This window comes from Gottfriedia sp. NPDC056225 (genome assembly GCF_042267765.1).
Classification (GTDB): domain Bacteria; phylum Bacillota; class Bacilli; order Bacillales; family Bacillaceae_G; genus Gottfriedia.
The window spans coordinates 86,812-112,103 of record NZ_JBHJTJ010000014.1; the positions used below are offsets into that span (position 1 = coordinate 86,812).

A 25,292-nucleotide genomic window follows, 5' to 3' on the forward strand; every position below is an offset into this window, starting at 1 on the left:
TTCTGTCGTCAAATAACTAATTTTTTTTTCAATTCAATACAATAAACATAATAAGGTACTTCAATTAGAAGCACCTTAAATTTAAGTTAAATTTCATTAGTAATAAACTTTTTCACCAAATATGCTGCACCAATTGCTCCTGCATCGTTACCTAATTTAGCAATTGAAAGTTTTGTCGAATCACGAACTGTCGTAAATGCAAATTCGTCAAAATATCTTTTTAATGGTTTCAATAACAATTCTCCTGCATTTGACACTCCGCCGCCAATAATAATATTTTCTGGATTTAATGTATTCCCTACTCCAGCTAAGACTAGAGCAAGATATCTCATTACATGATTAACAATTTCTTCTGCGACTTCATCACCTTTTGAATAAGCTTCAAATACATCCTTAGTTGTAACCAGGGACCCATTTGCAATTTCTTTTAAAACTGTCTCTTTTGTCGTATTTTGTAATTTTTCGTTTGCGATTCTTGCAATACCAGTAGCTGAAGAAATTGTTTCTAAACAACCCCTTTTACCACAATTACAAAGTACTCCATCTTCAAGTTGAACAGTTATATGACCAATTTCACCTGCAGATCCACTAATTCCGTGTGCTACATCTCCATTTACAATTACGCCACCGCCGACACCTGTTCCTAGCGTCACCATTACGACGTCTTTAGCGCCGTTTCCAGCACCCTTCCACATTTCCCCAACAGCAGCTATATTTGCATCATTATCAACAATTACGGGAATACCAGATTCCTTTTCTAAGATTTCTTTTAAAGGAAAATTAACCCACCCTAAATTTACTGCTGCAAATATTAATCCATCTTCAAGGCGAACTGAACCTGGTGCACCAATACCGATTCCAGCTATATCTTCTTTTGTTTTATTCATTTGGTTTAGCTTTTCTTCAATCGCAATTGTTATTGTTCTTGGAATATGCTTACCACTATCTGATTTATCAGTCGGCACTTCCCATTTATCTATGAATTCCCCGTTATTTGTTAACAATGCCAATTTAATACTTGTCCCACCTAAATCTACGCCTACAATCATTTTATCCATTTTGCCTTCTCCCTCCGTTGTGAAATCGCTTGCAATCCGATTCTAAAAAAAAACGATTTTCTTCAAACCGTCTTATTTTTAATTACATCCATCTCTTTTTTTAAGATCAACGTTGCCACTTGTAAATCTTTTATATCTAAAATATTTGCTAAAAATAACTCTTTAAGCTCATCTTGCATTAACATCAAGTCTGCTAATCGATCACCTGTATAAATAAAGGTTCCATAATTCTTTAGAAATTGTTGAATATCATATACGGATTTCATTTTTAACTCCTACTATTTAATCTTTCTAAATATGTAATTAGTATAAGTTGGAAACAGTTACTCGTCAATGTGAAATACCAAACAATCATATATTATTTAAGTATTTAATGATTTGATTTCATGACCTCTTCTAAAACTAAATTATTTTTATAAAGGTAGGTTGCGTATTTGACTCCTACATATCTTATATGCCATGGTTCATAGTCATATCCTGTCATTTCAACCTTATCCTCTGGATAACGAATGACAAATCCAAATTCATGTGCATGCTTGGCCAACCATATACCTTCCTTTGTTTTTCCAAATCCCTGCTCTAGCTTATTTCCAAAGTTAGGCGACGATACATCAATTGCTAATCCAGTTTGATGTTCACTTGTACCGGGAACAGCACTAAAGGATTGTGTCCAATCTTCTCCATGAATTTGTACATAATAATTATATAAGCTTTTTTGTCTTTCAAAAGAACGGTATGCGGAAACTGGTGTCAGTTCAATACCAGCTGATTCAGCTTTTTCAAATAATTTTTCTAAAGCATGACCTGCTTCTTTTCTCATTAAAGTTTTATCTTTACTTACACCATGTAACGGAACAATGGGATAAATTAAATCAGGAGGTCCATATCCATCTGGAAGCTTTCTTTCTTTATTCACTAATACTAAATCTGATTTAGGATTTGTGACCTCTAGTAAGCCATTCTCAGCTTCTATAGCCGTATGATTATAATTTGGGAACACTGGTGAACGTTTTGCTGTTTGATTTTTTGGTTCATTGTTTATACTATTTTGGTTCTTAATAAAAAGAGCTAGTCCAACAATTGTGATTAAAGCAATTAACAACCAGACGAACTTTCGATTTATTTTTTTCAAAACAGCCTCCCTCTGAACAGTTATCGTTATCATAACAAATTAAAAGACAGCATCTTTTTCAAATTACACGTAATGAAATTATTCTTCTTTTTCTATAAAAAGACCTCTTTCAAAATGAAAGAGGTTTTTTCGTACTGCTTACAAAATAGGTTCCATCGTTTTTCTTAATGTCTCAACTGAATTTTTAAATTGTCGTTGTTCTAATTCATTCAAATCTAATTCGACGATTTCACGAATTCCGCCTCGATTTAAAACCGCTGGAACACCGATATAAATATCATTTTCTCCATATTGACCTTCTAAATATGCTGAAACAGTAATAATACTATTTTCATTTTCAAGTATTGCTTTAGTTAGCCTAACTAACCCCATACCAATACCGTAGTATGTTGCACCTTTCTTCTTAATAATATGATATGCAGCATCACGTGTATTTAAAAAGATTTCATCAAGCTCTCTTTGACTATATTTCGGATTTTTCTTTAAAACATGGTGCACTGGTGAAGTACCAACAGTTGTTTGTGACCAAACAGGAAGTTCACTATCCCCGTGCTCACCTATTATATACCCGTGGATATTTCTAGAATCAACATTAAAGTAGTCCCCTAGCATATATCTAAAACGTGCAGTATCTAAACTAGTACCTGATCCGATTACTCTTTCTTTCGGTAACCCAGAGTATTTCCATGTTGCATAAGTTAATATATCAACTGGATTCGTAGCGATTAAAAAGATTCCATCAAAACCAGAAGCCATAATCTCTCCAACGATGCCTTTAAAAATTGAGCAATTTTTAACCACTAAATCTAGTCGTGTTTCTCCAGGCTTTTGTGCAGCTCCAGCTGTAATAACGACTAAATCTGCATCTTTACAATCACTATAATCTCCAGCCCAGATTTTTGTTCTAGAACTGACAAAAGGTAAACAATGACTTAAATCCATCGCATCTCCTTCTGCTTTATCTTTGTTTAAGTCGATCATAACTAATTCTTCGGCAATACCTTTGTTTAACATTCCAAAAGCATAACTGGCTCCAACTGCGCCTGTACCAATAAGTGCGACACGATTAATTTCTTTTTGTAACATTAAATCCACCTCATTAGTGTTATAAAAGTGTAAGTCATTGGGACTTTTATATTATATATGTATATCCGCTTAAAGTTTGTGAAACATTTTACAAATTTGTTACAATAAACATTAAAAACCAATTTTCTTTAAGGAATATCGGTTTAATTCATCATTTATTTTAAACAAAAGGTGTCGCTTTATGCACTTATTGGAAAGCTTGTATTATTTTTGATTCTGTTATGATTAAAGGTATTTTAATGTCATGTTTCTCTGATGGTAGCTCATTAACGATTTGAATATCATACGCTAAAGCTAAAAGAGGTTTATTATAGTCTTCTAAGTACCGATCGTAATAACCGCCGCCATATCCTAATCGATCTCCTTTTAATGTGTACGCTACTCCAGGAACAATTACTAAATCAATCTGTTCCTTTTCTATTTTTTCGCAATTTTCTTCAATCGGCTCCTGTATACCAAAATAGCCTTCTTTTAAATCTTCAAACGAACTGATTTTATAAAAATCCATTTCTCTTGTTTTGTGATTACATTTCGGTACAACAACCGATTTATTCTCATTCCAACAATTAGCTATTAAATACTTAGTATTTATCTCGTGCTCCATCGGCATCGTTGTTGCAATTATGTTTGCATCCTTTAATTGTTTTGTACTAATTAATGTTTCTATAATTTGCTTCGACTTTTTCTCTCTGTCCAATGATGATATATTTTTCAAATTTTTCATCATATTATTTCTTATGTCTTTTTTTTCCATTATGGCCTCCTAAGGTCAGGATTAAAGTTTCTATAAATAGGATTAAATAGTAAAATGACGTTTCTAATTAGATTATAAATTTTTATATAAAAAAAAACAGTAGGAAAATTCCTACTGTTTATTTTGTTTCGCGATGAACTGTAACTTTTTTAAGTCTTGGGCAATATTTTTTAAGCTCAAGACGGTCTGGGTTATTACGTTTATTTTTAGTAGTGATGTAGTTACGATCTCCGCATTCTGTACATGCTAAAGTAATATTTACGCGCATTTTATTTTCCCTCCTGACATAGTGACATAATCAGACTTGTATATAATAACATTCTTTCACGATAATTTCCATACCTTTTATTGATTCATTGCATTTCTTTTGATTTTTTTTTTATTGAATTATGTACAAATTTATTTTCATAATTCAGAGTATATTTTTGAAAGACTGCTTGATGCTGTAAAACGCTCCCCTGATCGATTCTAATATTTGAGCTGATTGATACGTATGGACCAATTACACAGTTTTCTTCGATCGTAACATCATTGCCAATAATTACTGGAGAAACAATCTTTACATTATTATTAATCGTTACATGCTCACCTAAAAAAATTCGTGGTAATATTTGAACGGCCGGAATAGGCAAGTTTAATTTTTCTTCAATCCAATCTACATTTAGCTTTGCAAAACGTCTAGGAGTTCCATAATCAATCCAGTAGCCTTCTAAATGATATGCATTCAATCTAATATTATTTTTTAACATTAAAGGAATTAGGTCGTTACTAATGTCAAAATATCGATTTTCTGGAATTTGAAATAATAATTCCGGACTCATAATATAAATTCCGGTATTTACTAGTTTACTAATTTCACTACCCTCATTAGGCTTCTCAATAAAATCGATTATTTGTCCATTTTTCACTTTTACATTTCCATAAGACCCACAATTTTCAACTTGTTTTACAAACATAGAAAATTTACTTTTATTTTCTAAATGATTCTTTAATGCCTCTCTAATTTCTCCATCAAATAAAATATCACCATTCACTAATAGAAAGGGTTCATTGAGAAAATGCTTAGATAATCGTAAACAACCAGCTGAGCCTAAGCTTTTTTCTTCTATAATATAATCAATTGAAACATTTTTTAATTTCATCGCGTTAATTGTTTCAATTATAGCTTGGGACATATAATGAAGCTGAATAATAAACTCATTAAACCCCAATCTTGTTAGATGTAATAATAAATGCTCAATTGCCGCTCTATTTGCGATTGGTAATAGTGGTTTAGGAATGTTGTTAGTAATTGGTAAAAGCCTTTGACCGTATCCTCCAGCTAAAATAACAACCTTCATTTGTTACCACCCCAATATGTTATACTAGTTAAAGAAGTATGCTTAATATTACATAAATATGACAAAAGGGCGTCCAGTAAAATTAGAACTGAACACCCTTTTTTATTTTATTGATTTAATAAATAATGCTTACCTTTTACTAAATAGTAAATGTTCTCTGCAATATTAGTTGCATAATCTGCAATTCTTTCAAGATATCTACAAATGAATGCCATTTGCAAAATATTTGCAACATGCTCAGGCGACTCAACAATACTCGACATTAAATTTCGTACAGTCGTTCCATATAACTCATCAACTAGATCATCAATTTCACCAATCTCTTTTGCAGCTTGTAAATCTTCAGTTCGGTATGCTTCTGAAGCTTTTGTTAACATATCTAAACCAAGTTCATGCATCTTTTCGATATTTTCTATAGGTAAGGTTTCTTGACGGCTACGAATACGAATTGTCGACTTTGCGATATTTACAGCATAATCTGCAACTCGTTCAAGGTCATGAGCAATCTTAATTGCCGTTAAGTTTCTTCTTAAATCCACTGCAACTGGCTGTTGTCTTGTTATTATGACTAAAATTAATTCATTAACTTCTTTTTCTAATTTATCGATTCGATCATCTTCATCAATGACTTCTAAAGCTAATTCAATATTTTCAGTTCGAAATGCATCCATACTCTTAACTACAGCTTTTTTTGTTTTCTCAGCTAGCTCGATGATCATTTCTTGTAATGATTTTAACTCTGTTTCAAATTGATTTCTCATATTATTGCCACCATTTCCCCTTCTATTAACCGAATCGTCCAGTAATATAGTCTTCTGTGCGTTTATCCTTAGGAGTCGAGAATAGTTTATTTGTATTTGAGAACTCAACTACCTCACCGCTTAAGAAGAAAGCAGTTTTATCAGAAACACGTGCTGCTTGTTGCATATTATGAGTCACGATAATAATACTAAAATCCTTTTTCAAATCATTGATTAATTCTTCAACTTTTAAAGTTGAAATAGGATCTAATGCCGAAGTAGGCTCATCCATTAAAATAACATCAGGTTCGATTGCAAGGCAGCGTGCAATACATAAACGTTGTTGTTGTCCCCCTGACAAGCCATGTGCGTTCTCATGTAAACGATCCTTAACCTCATCCCAAATCGCAGCACCTTTTAAACTTTTTTCAACAATTTCATTTAATGAGGCTTTATCTTTAATACCATGAATTTTTGGTCCGTAAGCAACATTTTCCCAAATTGACTTAGGAAATACATTTGGTTTTTGGAATACCATTCCTACATGAGTTCTTAATTCTTGTACAGGATAGTTTTTATCGAAAATATCTTGTTGACGGTAAAGAATTTTACCTTCTGTTCTAACTGTAGGCACTAGCTCAACCATACGATTTAAAGTTTTTAAATAGGTCGATTTACCGCAACCACTTGGACCAATAATTGCTGTTACTTCATTTTCATATATGCTTAAATTGATGTTTTTTAGCGCTTTATCTTGTCCATACCATAAATTTAAATTTTGAGTATCATAAACAATTGATTTTTTTGTGTTTGTATTTGTATCTTCAATATCTTCACTTTTAATATTATTTTCTCTATCTAATGTAACTGTCATAACTTCTATCCCCTCTCATCCTAAAGGAAGCATTCTATTGTTGTTTTAAAATGTTAACTAAACAATAGCTATAATTTATAATCTTTTTAATTCGGTAATTGATTACATGAATAATCATATCCTTAAACTATTAAACCTGTTTTAACCGAATGTAAAGATTATGTAAATAAGTTCAGAAGCTCTTTTAAATTAGATAAAAAAAAGAGAAGGGATTCTCCTTCTCTTTTATTGATTCTTATTTTGGTCGTCTTGACTATTTTGAGTACTTTGATTTTCAGTTGTGTCTTTTGGTTCATCATTGTAAACTGATTGTCTTTCTTTTTTTAATTTAAAGTACTCATCCATAATATCGCGGCCAATGTATTTATTGACAGGCGCTTGGTCAGTTTGTAACCAAGGAACTACAACTGAAAATGCAATTTCAGGATTGTCATATGGAGCATAGCCAGTCAATGTTTCATTATATGTTCTTGGTGCTTCTTTATAATTTTTACGATCAGGTCCATCATAGAAGGACTGGGCAGTACCTGTTTTACCAGCTATTTTATAGTCTACGCCTAAGAAATAAGGACGAGCAGTACCACCTTGTTCATTATATACTTTGATAAAACCTTGTTTAACTCGATTGATGTATGAATCCTTCATATCAATTCGATTTAAAACTTTTGTTTTTACTTCTGATCTAATTACTCCAGTATCTTCACCAATAGAAGGTTGTCTTAATTCTTTTGCAACATGCGGTTGAATTCTATAACCTCCATTTGCGATTGTCGATATATACTGAGCTAATTGAAGTGGTGTATAAGTATCATACTGTCCAATCGCCATATCTAGAAGGAAACCTGGGTTTTTGTCGACACCTTTAAATCCAATTGCTTCATTTGGTAAATCAATTCCAGTTTTAACACCAAGTCCAAACTGACTGAAGCTATTACGGAATGTATCAAACGCTTTTACATCGATATCCAAAGGTTTATTTGGAACATAATTTGCATGACCAATTGCCATTGCTGTTCGGAACATATAAACGTTTGAAGATCTTTTTAACGCATCTAAATCATTAATCCATCCCATATTACTATAAGATGATTTGATAGGTGTCCCTGCAATTTTAATCGGTGTATCGAATTGTCTTTGTCCAGGAACAATCGCTCCTGTTTGAAAACCTGTTAAAAGCGTTGCACCTTTTACTGTCGAACCCATCTCGTAAGATGAAGTAAGATTGCCTGTTGCATAGTCAATAACTTTATTTCTTCCTGTCTTTTTATCTTTAACAATTTGTTTACCTGACATCGCTAGAATTTCACCCGTATTCGGATTAATCATTGTAACGAATGCTCGGTCCAAATATTTACCATTTGAAGTTGCTTTTGCTTGTAAAAGCCTATTTTTTACAATTTCATCAACCTTACCTTGAAGCTCCATATCAATTGATAGTACTAAATCACTACCAGGTTCCCCTTCAGTAATCACCTTCGTATCAACAACATTTCCATTTGAATCAATAACATTTTGAGCTTTACCTTTTGTACCTCGTAAAACATCTTCATACTGCTTTTCGATATAACTTTTTCCGACACGATCATTACGATCATAGCCACGTGCTAAATAATAATCTACATTCTGAGCAGGTAAACCCTCTTTTTCAGAAGTAATATTACCTAAAATTGTGCGGAACGTATCACCGTAAACGTATTTTCTTTCCCAATTTGTTGTTACATCTACACCAGGAAGCTCGTCCAAATGTTCACTAACAGTTGCATATTCTTTTTCAGTAACTCCCTCACTTTTAATTGTTTGTGGAGTTAATGCATAACCTACGCTCATTTGCTTGTAAATTGCAAGGATTTGCAAGTCATTTGGACTAAACGAATTCATGTCAGCTTCTGTAATTTTATCAAGTTGTAAATTATAGTAAGCTTTGTTATATGCAGCATCATCATCTTTATTTTGAGCCTTTAGATCTTTATCTTCTTGTTTTGATACTAGTGTTTTTGCGTCTTCAGGATTTTTTAGTAACCAAAAATCCTTTCGATCTCTTTCAGTTATTTTATTAGTTGGCATCTTAATAAAAGTTTTTAACTTAGTAGCCATTTGTAATAGTTCACCAGACGTCGTACCTTTTTTCCTTGTATACGTGATTGTACGTAAAGGCTTATTATCTACTACAACCTTACCATTACGATCTAGAATTTTCCCCCTTGGTACAGCTTGATCGACGGTCATATTTTCTGTTCGCTCTAATTCTGATTTATAGTCTTCACCTTTTACAATTTGTACAACACCTAATCTTAGAATTAAAAAGGAAAATAGTACAAATACAAGGAAAAATAGAGTATTCAGTCGTGTGGGTAATGTAATTTTATATTTCTTAGGTTTATTCATCTTTTCTCCTCTTTTTTCTACCATTGCTTTCATTACGCGTATTATTATTTTATTGAATTGGAAACAGATTTACAGATATACTTTTGACAATTTAGTGAACTATCTTGTATTAAGCATGGTTAAATTCTAATTTCCTCATTACGAAATAGACCAAAAAGTGTCCTGTACCAAATAAACACATTAACAATGGAATAACTTGTTTCGCTGGAAACAATATAGTACAAACAATGAATACTGCAATTGAAAACATTCTACCACTATTCAAATAAACTTCACGTATCACTATATATTCCACTCGATATTCCCTGGCCTTATACGATTTTCCTATTATATCATATGTTAAAGATAAGTAAGGTACTAAAATGATTGGATACGCCAAAGAAATAATTGCACCATAAATAATCAATAATGAAAAATTAACTTTAAAAGCAATTACGAAAACCGCACTAAATAATAAAAATCCTCCAAGAAATATTGCTTTCATTCTAAAATTTTCTTTTATGATTCGAGTCACAATGTAATAAGTAATAAAGCTGATTAATGATGTTATTAATCCATACTTCCCTAAAGCAAACTCACTTCCAGTTGATAAGAAAATATAGATTGAAATGACAAACATAAAGATCCCTTCACGATTGCCTTGAAAGAAATTGGCATAAGTAACTTGTCGCCAATTCTCATTTAACTTTCTTTCCAAGATGACTCGTTTAATGTTGAACTCACTATCAAGTTCTCTTTTAATTAAAAAACAACTTAAGACAACCGCACAAACAAATAATAAAACTGCAGCCATAAATACAAAGTGATAACCTTTATTTCCAATCATGGAAGAAATGATTGCTCCAGCAATAAACGGCCCAAGCATTCCAGAAAATGAATTAACAAGCCCTAAAAAACCGTTAAAAAATTGCCTAGTCTCAGGCTCAGTCACTTCAAATGTTAATAAATTAAACGCCAAATAATAACAACCATTTCCAACTCCTAAAATAGCTCCGATTAATATCGTTGCTAGCAATGTCTTTGTTTCAAACACTAAAACAACAATATAGAAGATCGCTAAAAAAGAAATACCGATCCTAAGAATCACAACACGATCAACTGTTTTAGCTAATCTACCCGCAATCACGAAAGTCAGAGCTTGAAAAAATGCAATCGCAAATTGATACGAAGCTATCGGTAAATAATCATTTGACTGCTTCCATAAATAAACATTTACAAATGTACTAGATAAAGCTGTTGCCAAAGTAAATAATCCACCGACACTTAATAACAAAACTAAGTCTCTGTTTAGATCGACATCACCTAATAAAAATTTCCACCTACTCATAAAAACTCTCCTTTGTCTCATGAACTAGTTTTCCGAGTAAATGAAAATTTATCCTTTTATTTAACAAATATAAAAGATACTATCCTGAAGATTTAACGATTCGAGGTAAAAATAGATATCGCGCTTGAAAGGATTGGATACTGAGTTACAAATAAAACCGTTGAATCCGAAAAATGAAATCTGGAACCGAAGTGTATGGTTGAAGCTCAAATAAAAATGGGGAACGAGCGATGAATTACTTTACTAATTTTTTAATGTTTTTACTGATAAATGCTAAGTTAGCTGCACACTAATAAACTAATAAGGTTTACTTAAGTAAAATAAGGTATTATATTTGTTGAATAGATTCTCTTTAGAGACAAGAAAAGTAGGTGAACAAAGTGGGAAAATATCAATTAGATTATAAAGGTCAGCAAGCTGTTGCAAAGTTTCATGAAAAACAGACACCTGCCAAATTTGATAAAAAGATGCAACTTGAAAAAATGCGTGCGGAGTATTTGAAAAAAAAGCAAAAACAAACAGATAAATAATTTGAATGAAAACATAGGAAGACTAAAATCTTCCTATTTTTTAGTTCAAAAAGCAATTAAAAAAATTACTGCGACAAATAAAAAAGGGGCCATCCCTATGTCAATTATCCTGACTTTAGGATGACCCCTTCATGTTTTATAAATTATTTAGCAGCTTGGTATAACTCTTCTACTTTTTCCCAGTTTACTACATTCCAGAATGCACCAACATAGTCAGGGCGTTTGTTTTGGTAGCCTAGGTAGTAAGCATGCTCCCAAACATCTAAGCCTAGGATTGGAGTTTTACCTTCCATTAATGGTGAATCTTGGTTAGGTGTGCTAGTTACTTCTAACTCACCATTGTTTACTACTAACCAAGCCCAACCAGAACCGAAACGAGTTAATGCAGCTTGTGTAAATGAAGCTTTTAACTCATCTAGGCTACCGAATTTAGCGTTAATTGCTTCTGCAACTTCACCAACTGGAGTGCCTGTGCCTTCTGGAGTTAATAAAGTCCAGAATAAGCTGTGGTTAGCATGTCCACCACCATTGTTACGTACAGCAGTACGGATACCTTCTGGAAGTGCATCTAAGTTTGAAATTAATTCTTCAATTGAAGAAGCAGCTACTTCTTTGCCTTCTAAAGCAGCGTTCAAGTTAGTTACATATGTATTGTGGTGACGAGTGTGGTGAATGTTCATTGTTTCTTTATCAAAGTGTGGCTCTAATGCATCATAAGCATAAGGTAATTGTGGTAATTCGAATTTTGACATTTTTAAATTCCTCCCAAGGATAATAGTGAATTTCCATTTAAAGTTATCAAATATATTGAAAGATTTCAATAGTAATGCTCAGAAAAGGAAAATAATATAAAAAAGATTTACTTTTATCAGAATTAGATCCAAGGTTTAATAGCAATATTTAATAATCAAAACGAAAAAAGTCTCCAACGATAACGTTGAAGACTTTTTCACTGTTTAAGGAGTAAGAGGGATTCGAACCCCCGCGGGCTGTTACACCCCTGTCGGTTTTCAAGACCGATCCCTTCAGCCGGACTTGGGTATTACTCCATAATAAAATATTGGTAGCGGCGGAGGGAGTCGAACCCACGACCTCACGGGTATGAACCGTACGCTCTAGCCAGCTGAGCTACACCGCCAAATTATATAAATGGCTCCGCAGGTAGGATTCGAACCTACGACCACTCGGTTAACAGCCGAGTGCTCTACCACTGAGCTACTGCGGAATAATTTCCGTTGTCCTTAAGACAATATTTAATATATCATGCCTCTAATTAAACGTCAATGTAATTTTTCACTTTTTTTATTTTTTTTAGATATTAATTTATCTTAATAAACTTTTAGTGTAAATAATATGAATGTGAAGTTTGAAACTGCTCTAAAAGTTCATCTTCCCCACTAATCTTGCACTCCTGTATTTCTCCCCCTAATTCATAGTCCAGGCCAACTTACTATCCTTAATAAAACTTCTGCCCGCTCTTAATCTTACTCTTTTCATTCTAATTAAAGTTTAATATTCATTTTCAAAAAAAAGATTATAATATACAAAATAGCTCTAAAGATACATAATAAATTTCGGGAAGTGAAATAACATTTAATAAGAAAGGATGAGTTTATGAATATATTTAAACAATTTTGGTTTAGTTTATACTCTCCAAAAACAATATCAAGATATAGACTCCAAAAAATCGGTAAAACAATCTTTTTTCTATTCCTACTAGCAATTTTATATACTCTTCCTGGGTTCTTTTCATTGGAAAAAAATGTGAAGCTTCAGGTGAACAATGTTTCTGATTTGCTAAAAGAAAATATTCATACAATTTCTTTAAACAAAGGAACAATAGCCTTAAACGACAATACGCCATTCGAACAAAAGATTGGTGAATATAACTATGCTTTTTATCCAAATGAAACAGTTATGCCTACCAAATTAAAAAATGAACAGTTTGCATTTGTTGTATTAAAAAATAGAATAATCATGAAAAATGATAAAGGCGAGCAAGATTTCCCTTACCCTTCATTAAAATCAAAAGAAATAAATAAAGCGGGCGTTTCAAAATTTATTAAAAATATAAAAGAAGCTCTTCCAGTCATTTTAATCGCGTTATTTTTCCTATATTATTTTGGTTCATGTATCTTCATATTTTTACTTGCGACAATTTTAGCATTTTTAACAACTGTAATTAAGTCGACTAAACACCTACAGTTTAGACAACGCTTTGCAATGGTTTCATATAGCTTAACATTACCTACTGTTATTTATTTCTTACTTAGATTATTCGAAATAAATATTCCATTCCAAACTTTAATTTATATTGTAATTGCAGTTGTTATGTATACATTAACAATTCGAAATTTACCATCAAAAAAATAATCAATTTCCGAAGCGTTTACACGCTTCTTTTTTTATGGACTATTTCCTGGCTTCTTTTTGGAATATTCGGTGTGGACAAGCATATAGTCTACAAAAGGAGTGATTATTAATGAAAAGAATAGCTTTCTTATTCGGTGCATTATTACTTGGATATATAATTTTCTTCGACCTTAACGTAGGAACGATCCCTACTCAACATATTGCTACAGTAGCCAAAGCATCTAAATCAGAAACAAAAACATCCTCACTTCCAAAATATGAAAAAATCCAAGTAAAGAATGGAGATACTGTTTTAGGAATTATCGAAGATCTCAATCCCGATTTTAGCCAACCAATTAGCCAAATTACGAAGGATTTTACAGAGTTAAACGACGGCCTTCTACCGACTAAAATACAAAGTGGAAAATCATATAAATTCCCAATTTACTCTTCACAAAAGTAAATTTTGTGTTATATTTCTTTAGAACCAGTTGATAAAATGAGTAATCATGAAGAAAATATGATAATGTAGAAATATAAAAAATGAAATAAGTTATTTTTGAAGGAGCGAGTTACTCGTGAACGAAATTACACATAGAAGTAAAACACGTGCAGTTAAAGTAGGAAATGTAGTTGTTGGTGGAGCAAATGAGATTTCAATCCAAAGTATGACAACAACAAAAACACACGATGTTGAAGCAACAGTTGCAGAAATTAAACGACTTGAAGAAGCTGGATGTCAGATTGTTCGAGTTGCAGTACCAGATGAAAGAGCAGCTAATGCGATTGCTGATATAAAAAGACAAATTAATATACCACTTGTAGCAGATATTCACTTTGATTATAAATTAGCGCTTAAAGCAATTGAAGGCGGCGTAGATAAAATAAGAATTAATCCAGGTAATATTGGACGTAAAGAAAAAGTTGAAGCAGTTGTAAATGCAGCTAAAGCTAAAGGAATTCCAATACGTATCGGTGTTAATGCTGGTTCTTTAGAAAAACGTATTTTAGAGAAATACGGTTACCCAACTGCTGATGGAATGGTTGAAAGTGCATTACATCATATTAAAATTCTTGAAGACTTAGATTTCCATGACATCATTGTTTCAATGAAAGCATCAGATGTAAATCTTGCAATTGAAGCATATGAAAAAGCATCAAAAGCATTCGATTATCCTTTACACTTAGGTATCACTGAATCAGGTACACTATTTGCTGGTACAGTTAAAAGTGCTGCTGGTTTAGGTGCAATCATAAGTAAAGGGATCGGAAACACAATGCGTATCTCTTTAAGTGCAGACCCAGTTGAAGAAATAAAAGTTGCTAGAGAATTACTTAAATCTTTCGGCTTATCTTCAAACGCTGCAACATTGATTTCTTGCCCTACTTGTGGACGAATCGAAATTGACTTAATTAGTATTGCAAACGATATTGAAGAATATATTTCAACACTAAAAGTACCAATTAAAGTTGCCGTACTAGGATGTGCAGTAAATGGACCTGGTGAAGCACGTGAAGCTGATATTGGAATTGCTGGAGCACGCGGTGAAGGATTACTATTCCGCCACGGGGAAATCGTTCGTAAAGTACCTGAAGCAACAATGGTTGAAGAATTAAAACGTGAAATCGACATTATCGCAAAAGAAAAACTTGCTGAACTAGAAGCAGCAAAAGGCTAAAGAGACAAAGAAACAGTCTCCCCTAGCTTTTAATAACGTTGTAAACAAAGAGGCCTCCTAAGAGTCAGCGTAACTGACAAATAGGAGGCCTCTTTTTTCATATTAAGAAAGACTATGTATAACTGCATCTTCGCCTAAGGCACGATTGGCAGTTTACGTTAATATAAGCCTTTCTAGAATGGGGGTATCTTGTTAGAATTTTATTATTAGAGTGGAATTTATGCTCACCTTATATTGATATTTAATAGATTTCTTCACTTTTTTAAGCAATTTTTTTTAAAAAAGTGCAAATTTATTGATTTTCCATTGTGTGCATCGATCTTTGAACAATTAATTAGATGAAATACCCTAACCGGTATTAGTATTTCCCTATCTAAATTGGGGTCCAACGGAGTTTAATTGCAGTTTCGCTAATTTTATTTGCAGTTTTACTGATTTTATTTGCAGTGTTTCCTTCATTTGCTCTGTTCACAGCTTTATTTGAACTTTCAAGTTTTTATTTGCAGCTAATCTTCATCTCAACTACTCTTCCTCTAAATACTTAGTAGGATGCCCATTTCAAACATTTTGGACACCCTACTGTTTACACGTTCCTACTAGATCGAATAATCCTGAGGGATAAATACCTTTAATTCATTAGGGCGTACAAATACTCGTTCTCCAAGTTGAATATTTAAATCATAAAATAATTCGTTCATTAATTCGATTTCGACATAATCATTTGTGTCTTCTCGAAGGACTTCGACGTATACAATTGGCCCCACTGCATGAATATGAGTAATGATTGCACTTATTGATGTTTGATTTGTTTCAATTTTTTCGATTGATATTTGATGAGGTCGGACATAACCTGTAACTTCTTTATGATCTCTTTCCACTTGCTCCTGTAATGGTATTTCTAGACCACCACTTATTAAATTTCCTTTATTAATCCGTCCATGGAACAAGTTTACTTTTCCAAGAAAATCATAAACAAACGGGCTTGCAGGTGTATGATAAACTTCTTCCGGGGTACCTATTTGCTCAATTGTTCCCCCATTCATAATGACCACTCGGTCGGCAACTTCAAGTGCTTCTTCTTGATCATGTGTTACAAATATGCTTGTAACATTAATTTCGTCATGAAGCTTACGTAACCATCTTCTTAAATCCTTTCTTACTTTTGCATCTAGTGCTCCAAATGGTTCATCTAATAATAATACGCTCGGTTCAACAGCCAAAGCTCTAGCTAATGCGACACGTTGTCGTTGTCCACCTGATAATTGCGAAGGAAATCTTTTGGCAAAGCTTTCTAATTTTACTAAATTTAATAGCTCCATTACTTTCTCATTAATTTTTCGCTTAGTTGGTCGTGTAGCTCTTGGTCTTACATTTAATCCAAATGCAATATTATCAAAAACGGTCATATGCTGAAATAAAGCATAGTGCTGGAAAACAAACCCTACATTCCTTTCCTTTACTTGTAAATTTGCTACATCCTGTTCCTCAAAGAATATTTCCCCATCATCTGGATTCTCTAAGCCAGCAATTATTCGTAGTAATGTTGTTTTTCCAGAACCAGAAGGACCTAATAGTGCTACTAATTCTCCTTTTTTTATATTTAAATCAATTCCTTTTAAAGCAGACTCATTTTCATAACTCTTTAATACATTAGAAACTTTAATTGACATACGATCCTCTCCTATTGTTTCTCTGCCTTCTGTACTTTCCATTCAATAATATTTTTTATCACTAATGTCAGAATCGCAAAAATAGACATAAGTGACGCAACTGTATAGGCTTGTGGAAATTGGTACTCATTATATAAATTTTCTATATGAAGTGGCATCGTAATCGTTTCTCCGCGAATATGTCCAGAAACTACTGATACAGCTCCAAATTCTCCAACCGCTCTTGCATTACATAATATAATGCCATATAAAAGTCCCCATTTAATTTTTGGAAGTGTCACCTTCCAAAAAATATGCCAACCGTTAGCACCTAAAGTTAACGCAGCCTCTTCTTCTGCACTTCCAGTAGCCTGCATAACTGCAATTAATTCTTTCGCAACAAACGGAAGAGTTACAAAGATTGTTGCTAAAACAATTCCTGGGGTTGAAAAAATGACTTTTAAATTGTGCTCTTTTAACCAGCCACCAAATACCCCATTATTCGGACTAAATAAAAGTACAAATAAAAAACCCGTAACAACTGGAGACACAGCAAAAGGTAATTCAATTAAAGTTACCAATAAATTTTTCCCTTTAAAATTAAATTTCGTTGTAGCCCAAGCAATTGAAACTCCAAATATTGCATTAAGTGGTAAGGTAATAATCGTTACAATAAATGTTAATTTAATTGCAGCTAAAGTTTCATCATTTACGATTGTTTCTTTATAAACTCCGAAGCCATCCTGCAATGCTTTTATAAAAATTGAAACTAAAGGAAGAAATAAAAATAGCGCTAAAAATAAAATAACGATACTAGTTAAGATGATTTGAAACGATTTCCCCTTTAATTTAATTCCTTTTTTTGTATGACTATTTAAAGTTAATTTTCTCTCAATATTTAACTCTCTTTCCATTCTAACTCTTACCCCCTTGAACAAATGCCCGATTAGAGTATCGTTGAAAAATACTAATCAATAATAATAGAAGGAAAGAAATAACTAATAATACAACTGCTAGTGCAGTTGCCCCTGCATAATCGTATTGCTCTAATTTTGTCATGATCAATAAAGGGGTTATTTCAGTTTTCATAGGCATATTTCCCGAAATAAATACAACAGACCCATATTCCCCTAAAGACCTCGCAAAAGCTAATGAAAAACCAGTTAACAAGGCTGGTAAGATTCCTGGGAATATTATCTTCCAAAAAATTTGTAAACGGTTTGCGCCTAAACTTGCAGCTGCTTCCTCAACATCTTTATGGAAATTCTCTAGCACAGGTTGCACCATTCTTACTACAAATGGTAATCCAATAAAAGTAAGAGCAATAATAATACCTAAAGGTGTATAAGCTATTTTGAAAGAAAATAGTCTTCCAATCCAACCACTTGGAGAATACAAAGTAGTTAAAGTAATACCGGCTACTGCAGTCGGTAATGCAAATGGTAAATCAATGAAAGCATCTACTATTCTCTTCCCTGGAAAACGATATCGTACAAGCACCCAGGCTACTAATAAACCAAAGACAGCGTTTAAGATCGCAGCAATAAAGGCTGTTCCAAAACTAACTTTATATGACATTAGTACTCTAGGATCGGTTACAATTTTAAAAAATTTAGTCCACCCTATATCAAAAGAGTGTAGAAATAACATCGATATTGGTAAAAAAATAAAAAAACTTATATACAATATTGAAAATCCAAATGTTAAACCGAACCCAGGTAAGATTCTCTTTCTTGTCTTTAGCAAATTTATGTCCACTCCTTAAATGAAAATCAAATAAAGAAGACTTGGACATAGCTCTATAGATGAGCCTCGGTACATCCATGTCCTCTTTATTTTTTAAGTTATCGTTACTCAATTAATCGTTTATTGATAAATTTGGTCAAATATTCCACCATCATTAAAATGCTTCGCTTGTGCCTTACTCCATCCTCCAAAATCTTTATCGATTGTCAACATTGGTATACTAGGATATTGTTTACTATATTTAGCAAGTATTTCTTGATTTCTAGGACGATAGTAATTTTCTGCAATGATTTTTTGACCTTCTTTACTATATAGATAAGATAGATAGGCTTTCGCTACTTTTTCAGTTTTCTTTGCCTTTACATTTTTATCTACGACTGCAACGGGTGGCTCAGCAAGAATACTAATAGATGGATAAACAATTTTATAATTCCCTTCGCCTAATTCTTTAACAGATAAAAGACCTTCATTTTCCCATGCAATTAGTACGTCCCCAATCCCTTTTTCAACAAATGTAGTTGTTGAGCCACGCGCGCCAGTATCTAAAACAGGTACATTCTTATATAATTTCTTCATAAATGCTTTAATTTTTTTCTCATCACCATCATATTTTTTATCTGCATAACCCCAAGCAGCTAGGTAATTCCATCTTGCACCACCAGAAGTTTTAGGGTTTGGAGTAATTACTTGAACACCTTTCTTAGTTAGATCATCCCAATCCTTAATATTTTTTGGATTGCCTTTCCTTACTAAGAAAACAATAGTTGAAGTATATGGTGTTGAATTATAATTAAATTCTTTTTGCCAATTAGGTGATAATAGTTGTGCCTTTTCGTTGATTGAATCAATATCATAACCTAGAGCAAGTGTAACAACATCAGCATCTAAACCATCAATTACTGCCCTAGCTTGCTTTCCCGAACCTCCATGAGACTGCTTAATTGTCACTGTTTGGTGATGCTCTTTTTCCCAATATTTACTAAACGCTTTATTATAGTTTTCATATAATTCACGGGTTGGATCATATGAAACATTTAGTAATTCTACTTTTTTATTTGCCACATTTCCATTCGTTACCTCACTACTATCGTCTTTTAAAGTCGAATATAAGATTCCAGAAACAGCCAAAACTGCAACAACCGAGCCAATAATCCAAGTTTTTGCCCCCACTATATTCCGCCCCCTCAAATATCAATTCTCCGATATTATTTGTACCCATCTCGATCATTCAATACATTAAAATCTCCCCTTTAAGGCACAAATGCAAAAAGACCCTTAACTAAAGAAACTAGTTAAGGGCCTTTGGTCTTCCAATCAGCCAATTTGATTTTTTTATATAAGCTTAATAATAAACACACTATTCCTATGTGTCAACTATGAATTTAGAAAATTTAAAATTATTTTTCATTATATTTACTATTTATACAAACCTCATTGTATACTCATTATATTTACTATTGAAATTACATTTTATATGGAGGATCTCATGCTGTTAGAAACATATTTTAAACACATCGGATTAAAGAAACCAGATACAATTTCATATTCCTCGTTAAAAGAAATTCATCGTCATCACTTACTTTCCATACCATTTGAAAATATCGATATTATTTCTCAAATACCACTAACTATGAACCCTTCTCTAGTATTGAAAAAGATTTCATCAGGTAAGCGTGGGGGAATTTGTTTTGAAACAAATTCATTATTATTTTCTGTCCTACAAGAACTAGGTTTTAATGTCTCTTATATTTCAACTCAATTTTGGAACCAAGAAAAACAACAATGGAATCCAGAGTTCTCCCATTTATCTATTTTAGTTAAAATTAACGGACAAAATTATCTTGCCGACGTAGGAATTGGTGGCGGTTTTTTAGAGCCCCTCCTTCTACAGGATCAATACGAATACTCTGATTCAAATGGATCCTATCGTATAAAAGAACAAGACCATTCGGACTGCTTCATCCTCCAAAAGTTCAATCAATCTTGGAAGGATTTATTATTCATTTCAATCATACCGAAACAGCTACATCAATTTGAAAAACAATTTAACTACTTCCAAACTAGTAATGAAACAATCTTTACCCAATATAAAATTGTCAATTTACTAACAAAAGAAGGAAGAATCTCGTTATCGGATCATCAACTAAAAGTAACTAAAAATCGTAGAATCTTTATATCTGAAATAAAAAATGAAGATGAATGGCAATCAATTTTTAACCAATTATTTAATCCAAAAGCTGAAATAAAGGGCTAAGAGATTGGCCAAAGTCCCAACAATCTCTTTTTGGCCCCTCTTCTTCCTAAAATACTAATAAACGAAACAATAATCGAACAAATTAATTGTAAACAAAGTAAAGGGGATCGATCATTTGAAAAACAGCGAAAAACAAAATAGCATAATAAGAGAAAGACGTGAAGATGAAGTAAATAATGTTAATGAGAGTCAAAAAAATAAACAGCCACTTCCTCAAGCAAAGGATATTGAAGAAATGGAATACTAAACGCTTAAATGCAAAAAATCTACAAGATCATTAACCTATCTTGTGGATTTTTTGCGAAGATGTAAAATTTTGTTCAAACTCTAAACTTGAATCATTACATGTTTGACACTAGATCACCAGGTTTTTACCATATATCGCCGAAATTCAATGATATATCAACGAAGTTCAGTGCTTTATCAACGAAGTTCAGTGTTTTATCAACGTAGTTTGGTGTTTTATCAACGAAGTTCAGTGTTTTATCAACGAAGTTTGGTGTTTTATCAACGAAGTTCAGTGCTTTATCAACGAAGTTCTGTGTTTTATCAACGAAGTTCTGTGCTTTATCAACGAAGTTCTGTGCTTTATCAACGAAGTTCTGTGTTTTATCAACGAAGTTCACAGCTTTATCAATATTGTTCACATTATGTTCGTATTTCTTCCTACTATCGCTATCCCTACATTTTACTTACCATACGGATTACTTCTTCTACTATAAAAGGTACTTCTTCAAATGCATTTTTCATATGCAGTCGCTCAGTTAACTTATGGGCATCCTTTCCGAATGGCCCAATATTTAATACAGGGGCATTTAATTTTCCCATTAAATCAAATGGTAATGTATAGCAATCCCCCCATACTGGTGTGTTTTGCTCAAATGCTATCCATCCGTTAGATGTGTCACTGTAATTAACATAACTTAAATCACAAATCCCATTAAAATAGTGAATTCTTTTTACTGGCAAATTAAACTGATTAATAGCAAGTTCAGAAGAAAACTTAATACATTGTTCGACTAATTCATTTCCAGTGGAATTAATAGCTGGATAATATGGTGGTGCAAACAAAATGATAATCGCTGGTGCAAGCTCCTGACATTCAATCATTAAATGATCAGCAATTCTAAAAGATTTTTCACGATCATCCCACTCATTATGAGCATTAATTTCCTTTTTAAGTTCCATAATATAGTTCTGTCCTAGTTTTTCAGAAGCATAGTTATGCAACTCCCTATACTGCAGAACTTTTACTTTTCCAATGGGATTCACATGATGTTTTTTACATATATTTTCATATTCAAGATTACATTCATCAGCAGCTTGCTGGGCTATTTTTTCGAATAGATTAAAAACTTCAGAAGCATTTCTTTTCATTAAAAATACATTATACAGCGCGCCTGAACGAAACGGGGTTTGAGTGGAATACTCTAACCTCAAGTCCTTTTGTTGTAACGTAACTGGTAAAGGCGTAGTTTCATCAAAATCAGTCTCTTGAAATTCGTCATTCCATTCCATTTTTCTAGTTAAAAATGAAGCAATATATGGAGATGTTATACCACTTAACGGTTCTCCTGCATGGGTTTCTTTTCCATAAAATAGTGCTGCTGGCATGATTTTACCGATTGTACCAGAGTATGTGTAATACTTTGGATCGCCTGGTTCCTGTGTAAACACTGGCTCCCCGTTCAAAAACAATTTGTAATTCAAATCATATTCCTCTTTAAGATTTACAAGTGTTGAAACCGCATCACGCATGCCATCCGAATTAACCTCTTCATCAGGAACCGTTACTAATAGAAGATTGATCGGCCATTTCTCAATACTTGCCTTCTCAATTATACCCATATGCATCGCAAGTCCCATTTTCATATCCATTGTGCCTCGACCAAATAAATACTCACCGGATTTTAAATCATTCTGAACTTCTGTAGATAGCTCACTAAGACGTTCATAGAAAACTTTTGTTAACTCCTCAGTTTTAGTAGATAAAGTTTCTAACTCTCCATATTCTTCTGTGTTTACCGTATCAAAATGACTTATAAGACAAATTGTATCTTTTACTTCTGGATGTTTATATAATGCCGTTAAAAATTTCCGACCTTTATTTGAATTATGTAACTTCAATTGATCTGATGAATCTATGAAATATTGTAAGTCACTTAACTCTTTATATAAGTTAATCGGAAATTGACGCTCTCCCTCTGTTAGGCTAATACTTTTCCAACTAACTAGCTCTGATAATAATAATTTTAAGCGTTCAGGTGTATCCCATCGCATTTTATCCATAATATCCCCCATAAACAAATGTGTAGTTATGCTCCAATATTTCATAATTCTAGTAATATCTCACCAATTCTAGAAAAGTAATTTAATACCTTTTTTAAATGAACTCATCTGCTTAAAAATAAAAAAACATCTATTATTAGATGGTTCAGAGTGTTAAAAAATGAGTTTGTCAATTAGTGTCCAACATTACCTAGGTAAGTAAAGTTGGGTGTATGAGTAAGTTTTTTCATCATCTTGCATTTTTTCTTACTCATGATGCCCTTATGAGTTACATATTTTCAGCTTCTTGCTCTTTTTTAACTCATGAACCTCTTATGAGTAATTAATTTCGTGTTTCCTCTTTTTTTTAACTCGTGAACCCTTTATGAGTTAATTAATTTCGTGTTTCCTCTCTTTTTTTAACTCATTAATCATTTTATGGGCACGTATTAACAGCTTCATGCTTATTTTCTTACTCATATCCTTAATTGAGTAAGTAATTTACATATTCGCGGTATATTAAGATCACATGAACCCTTCAAGAGTATCTTCAATTTATCTGTTAAATATTGACCAGTTATTATTTCAATGCCCTGGACCAACTATAGGTTAGAGTGTAAAAAAAATAGATGGTTCAGACTGATGCAAATACTTGCCGACAATCTGAAGCATCAATTATTAGATAGATTACTTAACTCCACTATCTGATTATTTAAAATCGCGTTCCGCTCATATTCCATACAATAAATGTACACATAAAGATTAAGCCAAATATGAGCATCAAAATAAAACCTGATAATTTTGCTAGCCCTTTTTCTTCTTTAACAATGGCTATTACACCAGTAATTAAGCTTGCAAAAAGACAAATATAATAGATATAAAATGAGATAACATTTATTGAATTAATTGTTTCGATCTTAAAAGCAAAAATTGAACTAATTAAACTACCTAATACAAAAAAATATGCCAATTTCCCAATCTTTTGACTAAACTTTATTACTCCGCTTGTAATGACTCCAAAACAACTAATTAGAGAAAGCCAACAAATGCCTTCTAGTATTCTTCTACTAAAGATTGGCAATGGCTTAGCTAAGTGGCCCATATACGATAATAAAATCACACATAATAATAGGAAGGCATTTCTTCTATATATTTTGAGCTCCTGCAAACTATCCAGCCTCCTAGGCTATAAGTTTAATAAAACATCTTGCCCTAATGCATACTATTCAACAGTTGATGAATTTTCCCTTTAATTACTAGTTAAATTAAAATCGCAAAAAAGAACAAAGGTTCTCTTTTTATGTCGAAAAAATTAAAATAAATCTTTATTGCAAACGTATGTTCTTTATTTTATAATTTATACATGGATAGAATAATTTAATAGGTTAAGAAAATTATGTTATTCTTTCATTTAAATATTTAAAAACATTATAGGAGTGAAGTGGACATGTCATTAGAATTAATCCCTTATTTAATCATGGATGGAAACGCAAGTGAAGCAATAAATTTTTATGAAAAAGCTCTTGATGCAAAGGTACTTTTTAGTCAAACTTACGGAGATGTTCCAGGAGACACTGACGGAAAAATTCCAGCAGATGCTAAAGAATTAATCATGCATGCAACAATCCAAATTGGCGAATCAGTATTAATGCTTTCAGATACATATCCAGGTTATCCATTTCAAAGTGGGAATCAAGTCACTATTTGTATATCTACAAATGATATTGAAATTTCAAAACGATTTTTCGAAGGACTTTCAGTTGGAGGTCAAGTAGAGTTACCTCTACAAGATACAGGTTTTAGCCCGTGCTACGGTAAAGTTGTAGACAAATTTGGTGTATTATTCCAAGTATTTACCCACCCTGCTGGGCAGTAATAATTGAATTTCTTGATTACTAAACTATTCAAGTATAATTTGACTTGATTAATTTAACATAGCCTTTGTTTCCTAATTTCTTAATTGAAATTCATACAGGATTAATTGAAATAAAAAACGACTCGATCAAATATGACAGAGTCGTGTTTTTTATATTTTATTTTTATTTTTAAAGTCCGAACGAAGGTGGTGTCCGGTGTATTTTAAAAAAAAGAAGCAGGCGACGGTATTTTTTGGGGTGA

26 protein-coding genes and 3 tRNA genes are annotated in these 25,292 nt (G+C 32.6%); 7 read left to right on the plus strand and 22 right to left on the minus strand.

Going from position 1 to position 25,292, the window contains the following annotated elements:
* Nucleotides 1-86: 86 nt before the first annotated feature.
* The 11 genes from ACFCYN_RS11720 to ACFCYN_RS11770 all read right to left on the minus strand — a co-directional run bounded on the left by ACFCYN_RS11720 (nt 87) and on the right by ACFCYN_RS11770 (nt 10,696).
* A complete protein-coding gene (locus ACFCYN_RS11720; RefSeq protein ID WP_172443872.1) occupies nt 87-1,058 on the minus strand; it encodes an ROK family glucokinase in 972 nt (323 codons plus the stop codon).
* A 62-nt stretch (nt 1,059-1,120) separates the two neighbouring features.
* Nucleotides 1,121-1,324 (minus strand): YqgQ family protein, encoded by a 204-nt coding sequence (locus tag ACFCYN_RS11725; RefSeq protein ID WP_098120026.1) that lies wholly within the window; start codon nt 1,322-1,324, stop codon nt 1,121-1,123.
* A gap of 104 nt (nt 1,325-1,428) precedes the next feature.
* Complete coding sequence (locus ACFCYN_RS11730; protein ID WP_216854058.1) at nt 1,429-2,190, minus strand: M15 family metallopeptidase; 762 nt, start codon at nt 2,188-2,190, stop codon at nt 1,429-1,431.
* A gap of 138 nt (nt 2,191-2,328) precedes the next feature.
* A complete protein-coding gene (locus ACFCYN_RS11735) occupies nt 2,329-3,276 on the minus strand; it encodes an L-lactate dehydrogenase (protein ID WP_172443870.1) in 948 nt (315 codons plus the stop codon).
* A 187-nt stretch (nt 3,277-3,463) separates the two neighbouring features.
* Nucleotides 3,464-4,030: a 5-formyltetrahydrofolate cyclo-ligase gene (locus ACFCYN_RS11740; protein ID WP_172443869.1), complete on the minus strand. Its 567-nt coding sequence runs from the start codon at nt 4,028-4,030 to the stop codon at nt 3,464-3,466.
* Nucleotides 4,031-4,148: 118 nt separating this feature from the next.
* Nucleotides 4,149-4,298 carry a 50S ribosomal protein L33 gene (rpmG, locus tag ACFCYN_RS11745; RefSeq protein WP_056475024.1) on the minus strand — a complete coding sequence of 50 codons (150 nt, stop codon included), beginning with the start codon at nt 4,296-4,298 and terminating at the stop codon, nt 4,149-4,151.
* A gap of 85 nt (nt 4,299-4,383) precedes the next feature.
* Nucleotides 4,384-5,370: a nucleotidyltransferase family protein gene (locus ACFCYN_RS11750; RefSeq protein WP_172443868.1), complete on the minus strand. Its 987-nt coding sequence runs from the start codon at nt 5,368-5,370 to the stop codon at nt 4,384-4,386.
* A gap of 107 nt (nt 5,371-5,477) precedes the next feature.
* A complete protein-coding gene (gene phoU, locus ACFCYN_RS11755; protein WP_172443867.1) occupies nt 5,478-6,131 on the minus strand; it encodes a phosphate signaling complex protein PhoU in 654 nt (217 codons plus the stop codon).
* A 25-nt stretch (nt 6,132-6,156) separates the two neighbouring features.
* Nucleotides 6,157-6,984, minus strand: a complete 828-nt coding sequence (pstB, locus tag ACFCYN_RS11760; RefSeq protein ID WP_172443866.1) for a phosphate ABC transporter ATP-binding protein PstB — start codon at nt 6,982-6,984, stop codon at nt 6,157-6,159.
* A gap of 225 nt (nt 6,985-7,209) precedes the next feature.
* The gene (locus ACFCYN_RS11765) at nt 7,210-9,369 is read right to left on the minus strand and encodes a peptidoglycan D,D-transpeptidase FtsI family protein (protein WP_216854057.1); all 2,160 of its coding nucleotides are present in this window, start codon (nt 9,367-9,369) and stop codon (nt 7,210-7,212) included.
* A gap of 109 nt (nt 9,370-9,478) precedes the next feature.
* Nucleotides 9,479-10,696: an MFS transporter gene (locus tag ACFCYN_RS11770; protein ID WP_172443864.1), complete on the minus strand. Its 1,218-nt coding sequence runs from the start codon at nt 10,694-10,696 to the stop codon at nt 9,479-9,481.
* Nucleotides 10,697-11,076: 380 nt separating this feature from the next.
* Between ACFCYN_RS11770 and ACFCYN_RS11775 the strand changes: the two genes are divergently transcribed.
* Nucleotides 11,077-11,226, plus strand: a complete 150-nt coding sequence (locus ACFCYN_RS11775; RefSeq protein ID WP_172443863.1) for a hypothetical protein — start codon at nt 11,077-11,079, stop codon at nt 11,224-11,226.
* A gap of 143 nt (nt 11,227-11,369) precedes the next feature.
* Here ACFCYN_RS11775 and ACFCYN_RS11780 read toward each other — a convergent pair whose 3' ends face one another.
* From ACFCYN_RS11780 to ACFCYN_RS11795, 4 genes are all read right to left on the minus strand, one after another.
* Nucleotides 11,370-11,978, minus strand: coding sequence for a superoxide dismutase (locus ACFCYN_RS11780; protein ID WP_172443862.1), 609 nt, complete (start codon nt 11,976-11,978; stop codon nt 11,370-11,372).
* Nucleotides 11,979-12,185: 207 nt separating this feature from the next.
* Nucleotides 12,186-12,275: transfer RNA gene (locus tag ACFCYN_RS11785), tRNA-Ser, on the minus strand.
* Nucleotides 12,276-12,287: 12 nt separating this feature from the next.
* Nucleotides 12,288-12,364, minus strand: a tRNA-Met gene (locus ACFCYN_RS11790).
* A gap of 12 nt (nt 12,365-12,376) precedes the next feature.
* A tRNA-Asn gene (locus ACFCYN_RS11795) sits at nt 12,377-12,451 on the minus strand.
* A 389-nt stretch (nt 12,452-12,840) separates the two neighbouring features.
* Here ACFCYN_RS11795 and ACFCYN_RS11800 point away from each other — a divergent pair.
* From ACFCYN_RS11800 to ispG, 3 genes are all read left to right on the plus strand, one after another.
* The gene (locus ACFCYN_RS11800) at nt 12,841-13,599 is read left to right on the plus strand and encodes a DUF1189 domain-containing protein (RefSeq protein WP_375949439.1); all 759 of its coding nucleotides are present in this window, start codon (nt 12,841-12,843) and stop codon (nt 13,597-13,599) included.
* Nucleotides 13,600-13,708: 109 nt separating this feature from the next.
* Complete coding sequence (locus ACFCYN_RS11805; RefSeq protein ID WP_172443860.1) at nt 13,709-14,041, plus strand: hypothetical protein; 333 nt, start codon at nt 13,709-13,711, stop codon at nt 14,039-14,041.
* A gap of 115 nt (nt 14,042-14,156) precedes the next feature.
* Nucleotides 14,157-15,257, plus strand: coding sequence for a flavodoxin-dependent (E)-4-hydroxy-3-methylbut-2-enyl-diphosphate synthase (ispG, locus tag ACFCYN_RS11810; protein ID WP_098120014.1), 1,101 nt, complete (start codon nt 14,157-14,159; stop codon nt 15,255-15,257).
* A gap of 596 nt (nt 15,258-15,853) precedes the next feature.
* On the opposite strand, the gene ACFCYN_RS11815 is transcribed toward ispG, so the two are convergent.
* From ACFCYN_RS11815 to ACFCYN_RS11830, 4 genes are all read right to left on the minus strand, one after another.
* Nucleotides 15,854-16,927 (minus strand): sulfate/molybdate ABC transporter ATP-binding protein, encoded by a 1,074-nt coding sequence (locus ACFCYN_RS11815; RefSeq protein WP_375949441.1) that lies wholly within the window; start codon nt 16,925-16,927, stop codon nt 15,854-15,856.
* Between the two features lie 11 nt (nt 16,928-16,938).
* Nucleotides 16,939-17,820: a sulfate ABC transporter permease subunit CysW gene (cysW, locus tag ACFCYN_RS11820; RefSeq protein WP_172443857.1), complete on the minus strand. Its 882-nt coding sequence runs from the start codon at nt 17,818-17,820 to the stop codon at nt 16,939-16,941.
* Between the two features lies 1 nt (nt 17,821).
* On the minus strand, nt 17,822-18,652 hold the full coding sequence (gene cysT, locus ACFCYN_RS11825; RefSeq protein ID WP_375949443.1) for a sulfate ABC transporter permease subunit CysT: 831 nt from the start codon (nt 18,650-18,652) through the stop codon (nt 17,822-17,824).
* Nucleotides 18,653-18,772: 120 nt separating this feature from the next.
* Nucleotides 18,773-19,825, minus strand: a complete 1,053-nt coding sequence (locus tag ACFCYN_RS11830) for a sulfate ABC transporter substrate-binding protein (RefSeq protein ID WP_375949454.1) — start codon at nt 19,823-19,825, stop codon at nt 18,773-18,775.
* 313 nt (nt 19,826-20,138) lie between these two features.
* Here ACFCYN_RS11830 and ACFCYN_RS11835 point away from each other — a divergent pair, with 313 nt between their 5' ends.
* Nucleotides 20,139-20,906 carry an arylamine N-acetyltransferase family protein gene (locus ACFCYN_RS11835; RefSeq protein WP_375949445.1) on the plus strand — a complete coding sequence of 256 codons (768 nt, stop codon included), beginning with the start codon at nt 20,139-20,141 and terminating at the stop codon, nt 20,904-20,906.
* A gap of 115 nt (nt 20,907-21,021) precedes the next feature.
* On the plus strand, nt 21,022-21,153 hold the full coding sequence (locus ACFCYN_RS11840) for a hypothetical protein (RefSeq protein WP_375949447.1): 132 nt from the start codon (nt 21,022-21,024) through the stop codon (nt 21,151-21,153).
* Nucleotides 21,154-21,277: 124 nt separating this feature from the next.
* Here the strand turns inward: ACFCYN_RS11840 and ACFCYN_RS11845 are convergent, their stop codons facing one another.
* From ACFCYN_RS11845 to ACFCYN_RS11855, 3 genes are all read right to left on the minus strand, one after another.
* Complete coding sequence (locus tag ACFCYN_RS11845) at nt 21,278-21,553, minus strand: BAR domain-containing protein (protein ID WP_375949449.1); 276 nt, start codon at nt 21,551-21,553, stop codon at nt 21,278-21,280.
* Nucleotides 21,554-21,587: 34 nt separating this feature from the next.
* Complete coding sequence (locus tag ACFCYN_RS11850; protein ID WP_375949451.1) at nt 21,588-23,195, minus strand: M20/M25/M40 family metallo-hydrolase; 1,608 nt, start codon at nt 23,193-23,195, stop codon at nt 21,588-21,590.
* Between the two features lie 691 nt (nt 23,196-23,886).
* Nucleotides 23,887-24,342, minus strand: a complete 456-nt coding sequence (locus ACFCYN_RS11855) for a hypothetical protein (protein ID WP_172443853.1) — start codon at nt 24,340-24,342, stop codon at nt 23,887-23,889.
* A 279-nt stretch (nt 24,343-24,621) separates the two neighbouring features.
* Between ACFCYN_RS11855 and ACFCYN_RS11860 the strand changes: the two genes are divergently transcribed.
* Nucleotides 24,622-25,050, plus strand: coding sequence for a VOC family protein (locus ACFCYN_RS11860; protein ID WP_172443852.1), 429 nt, complete (start codon nt 24,622-24,624; stop codon nt 25,048-25,050).
* The last annotated feature ends 242 nt before the right edge of the window (nt 25,051-25,292 follow it).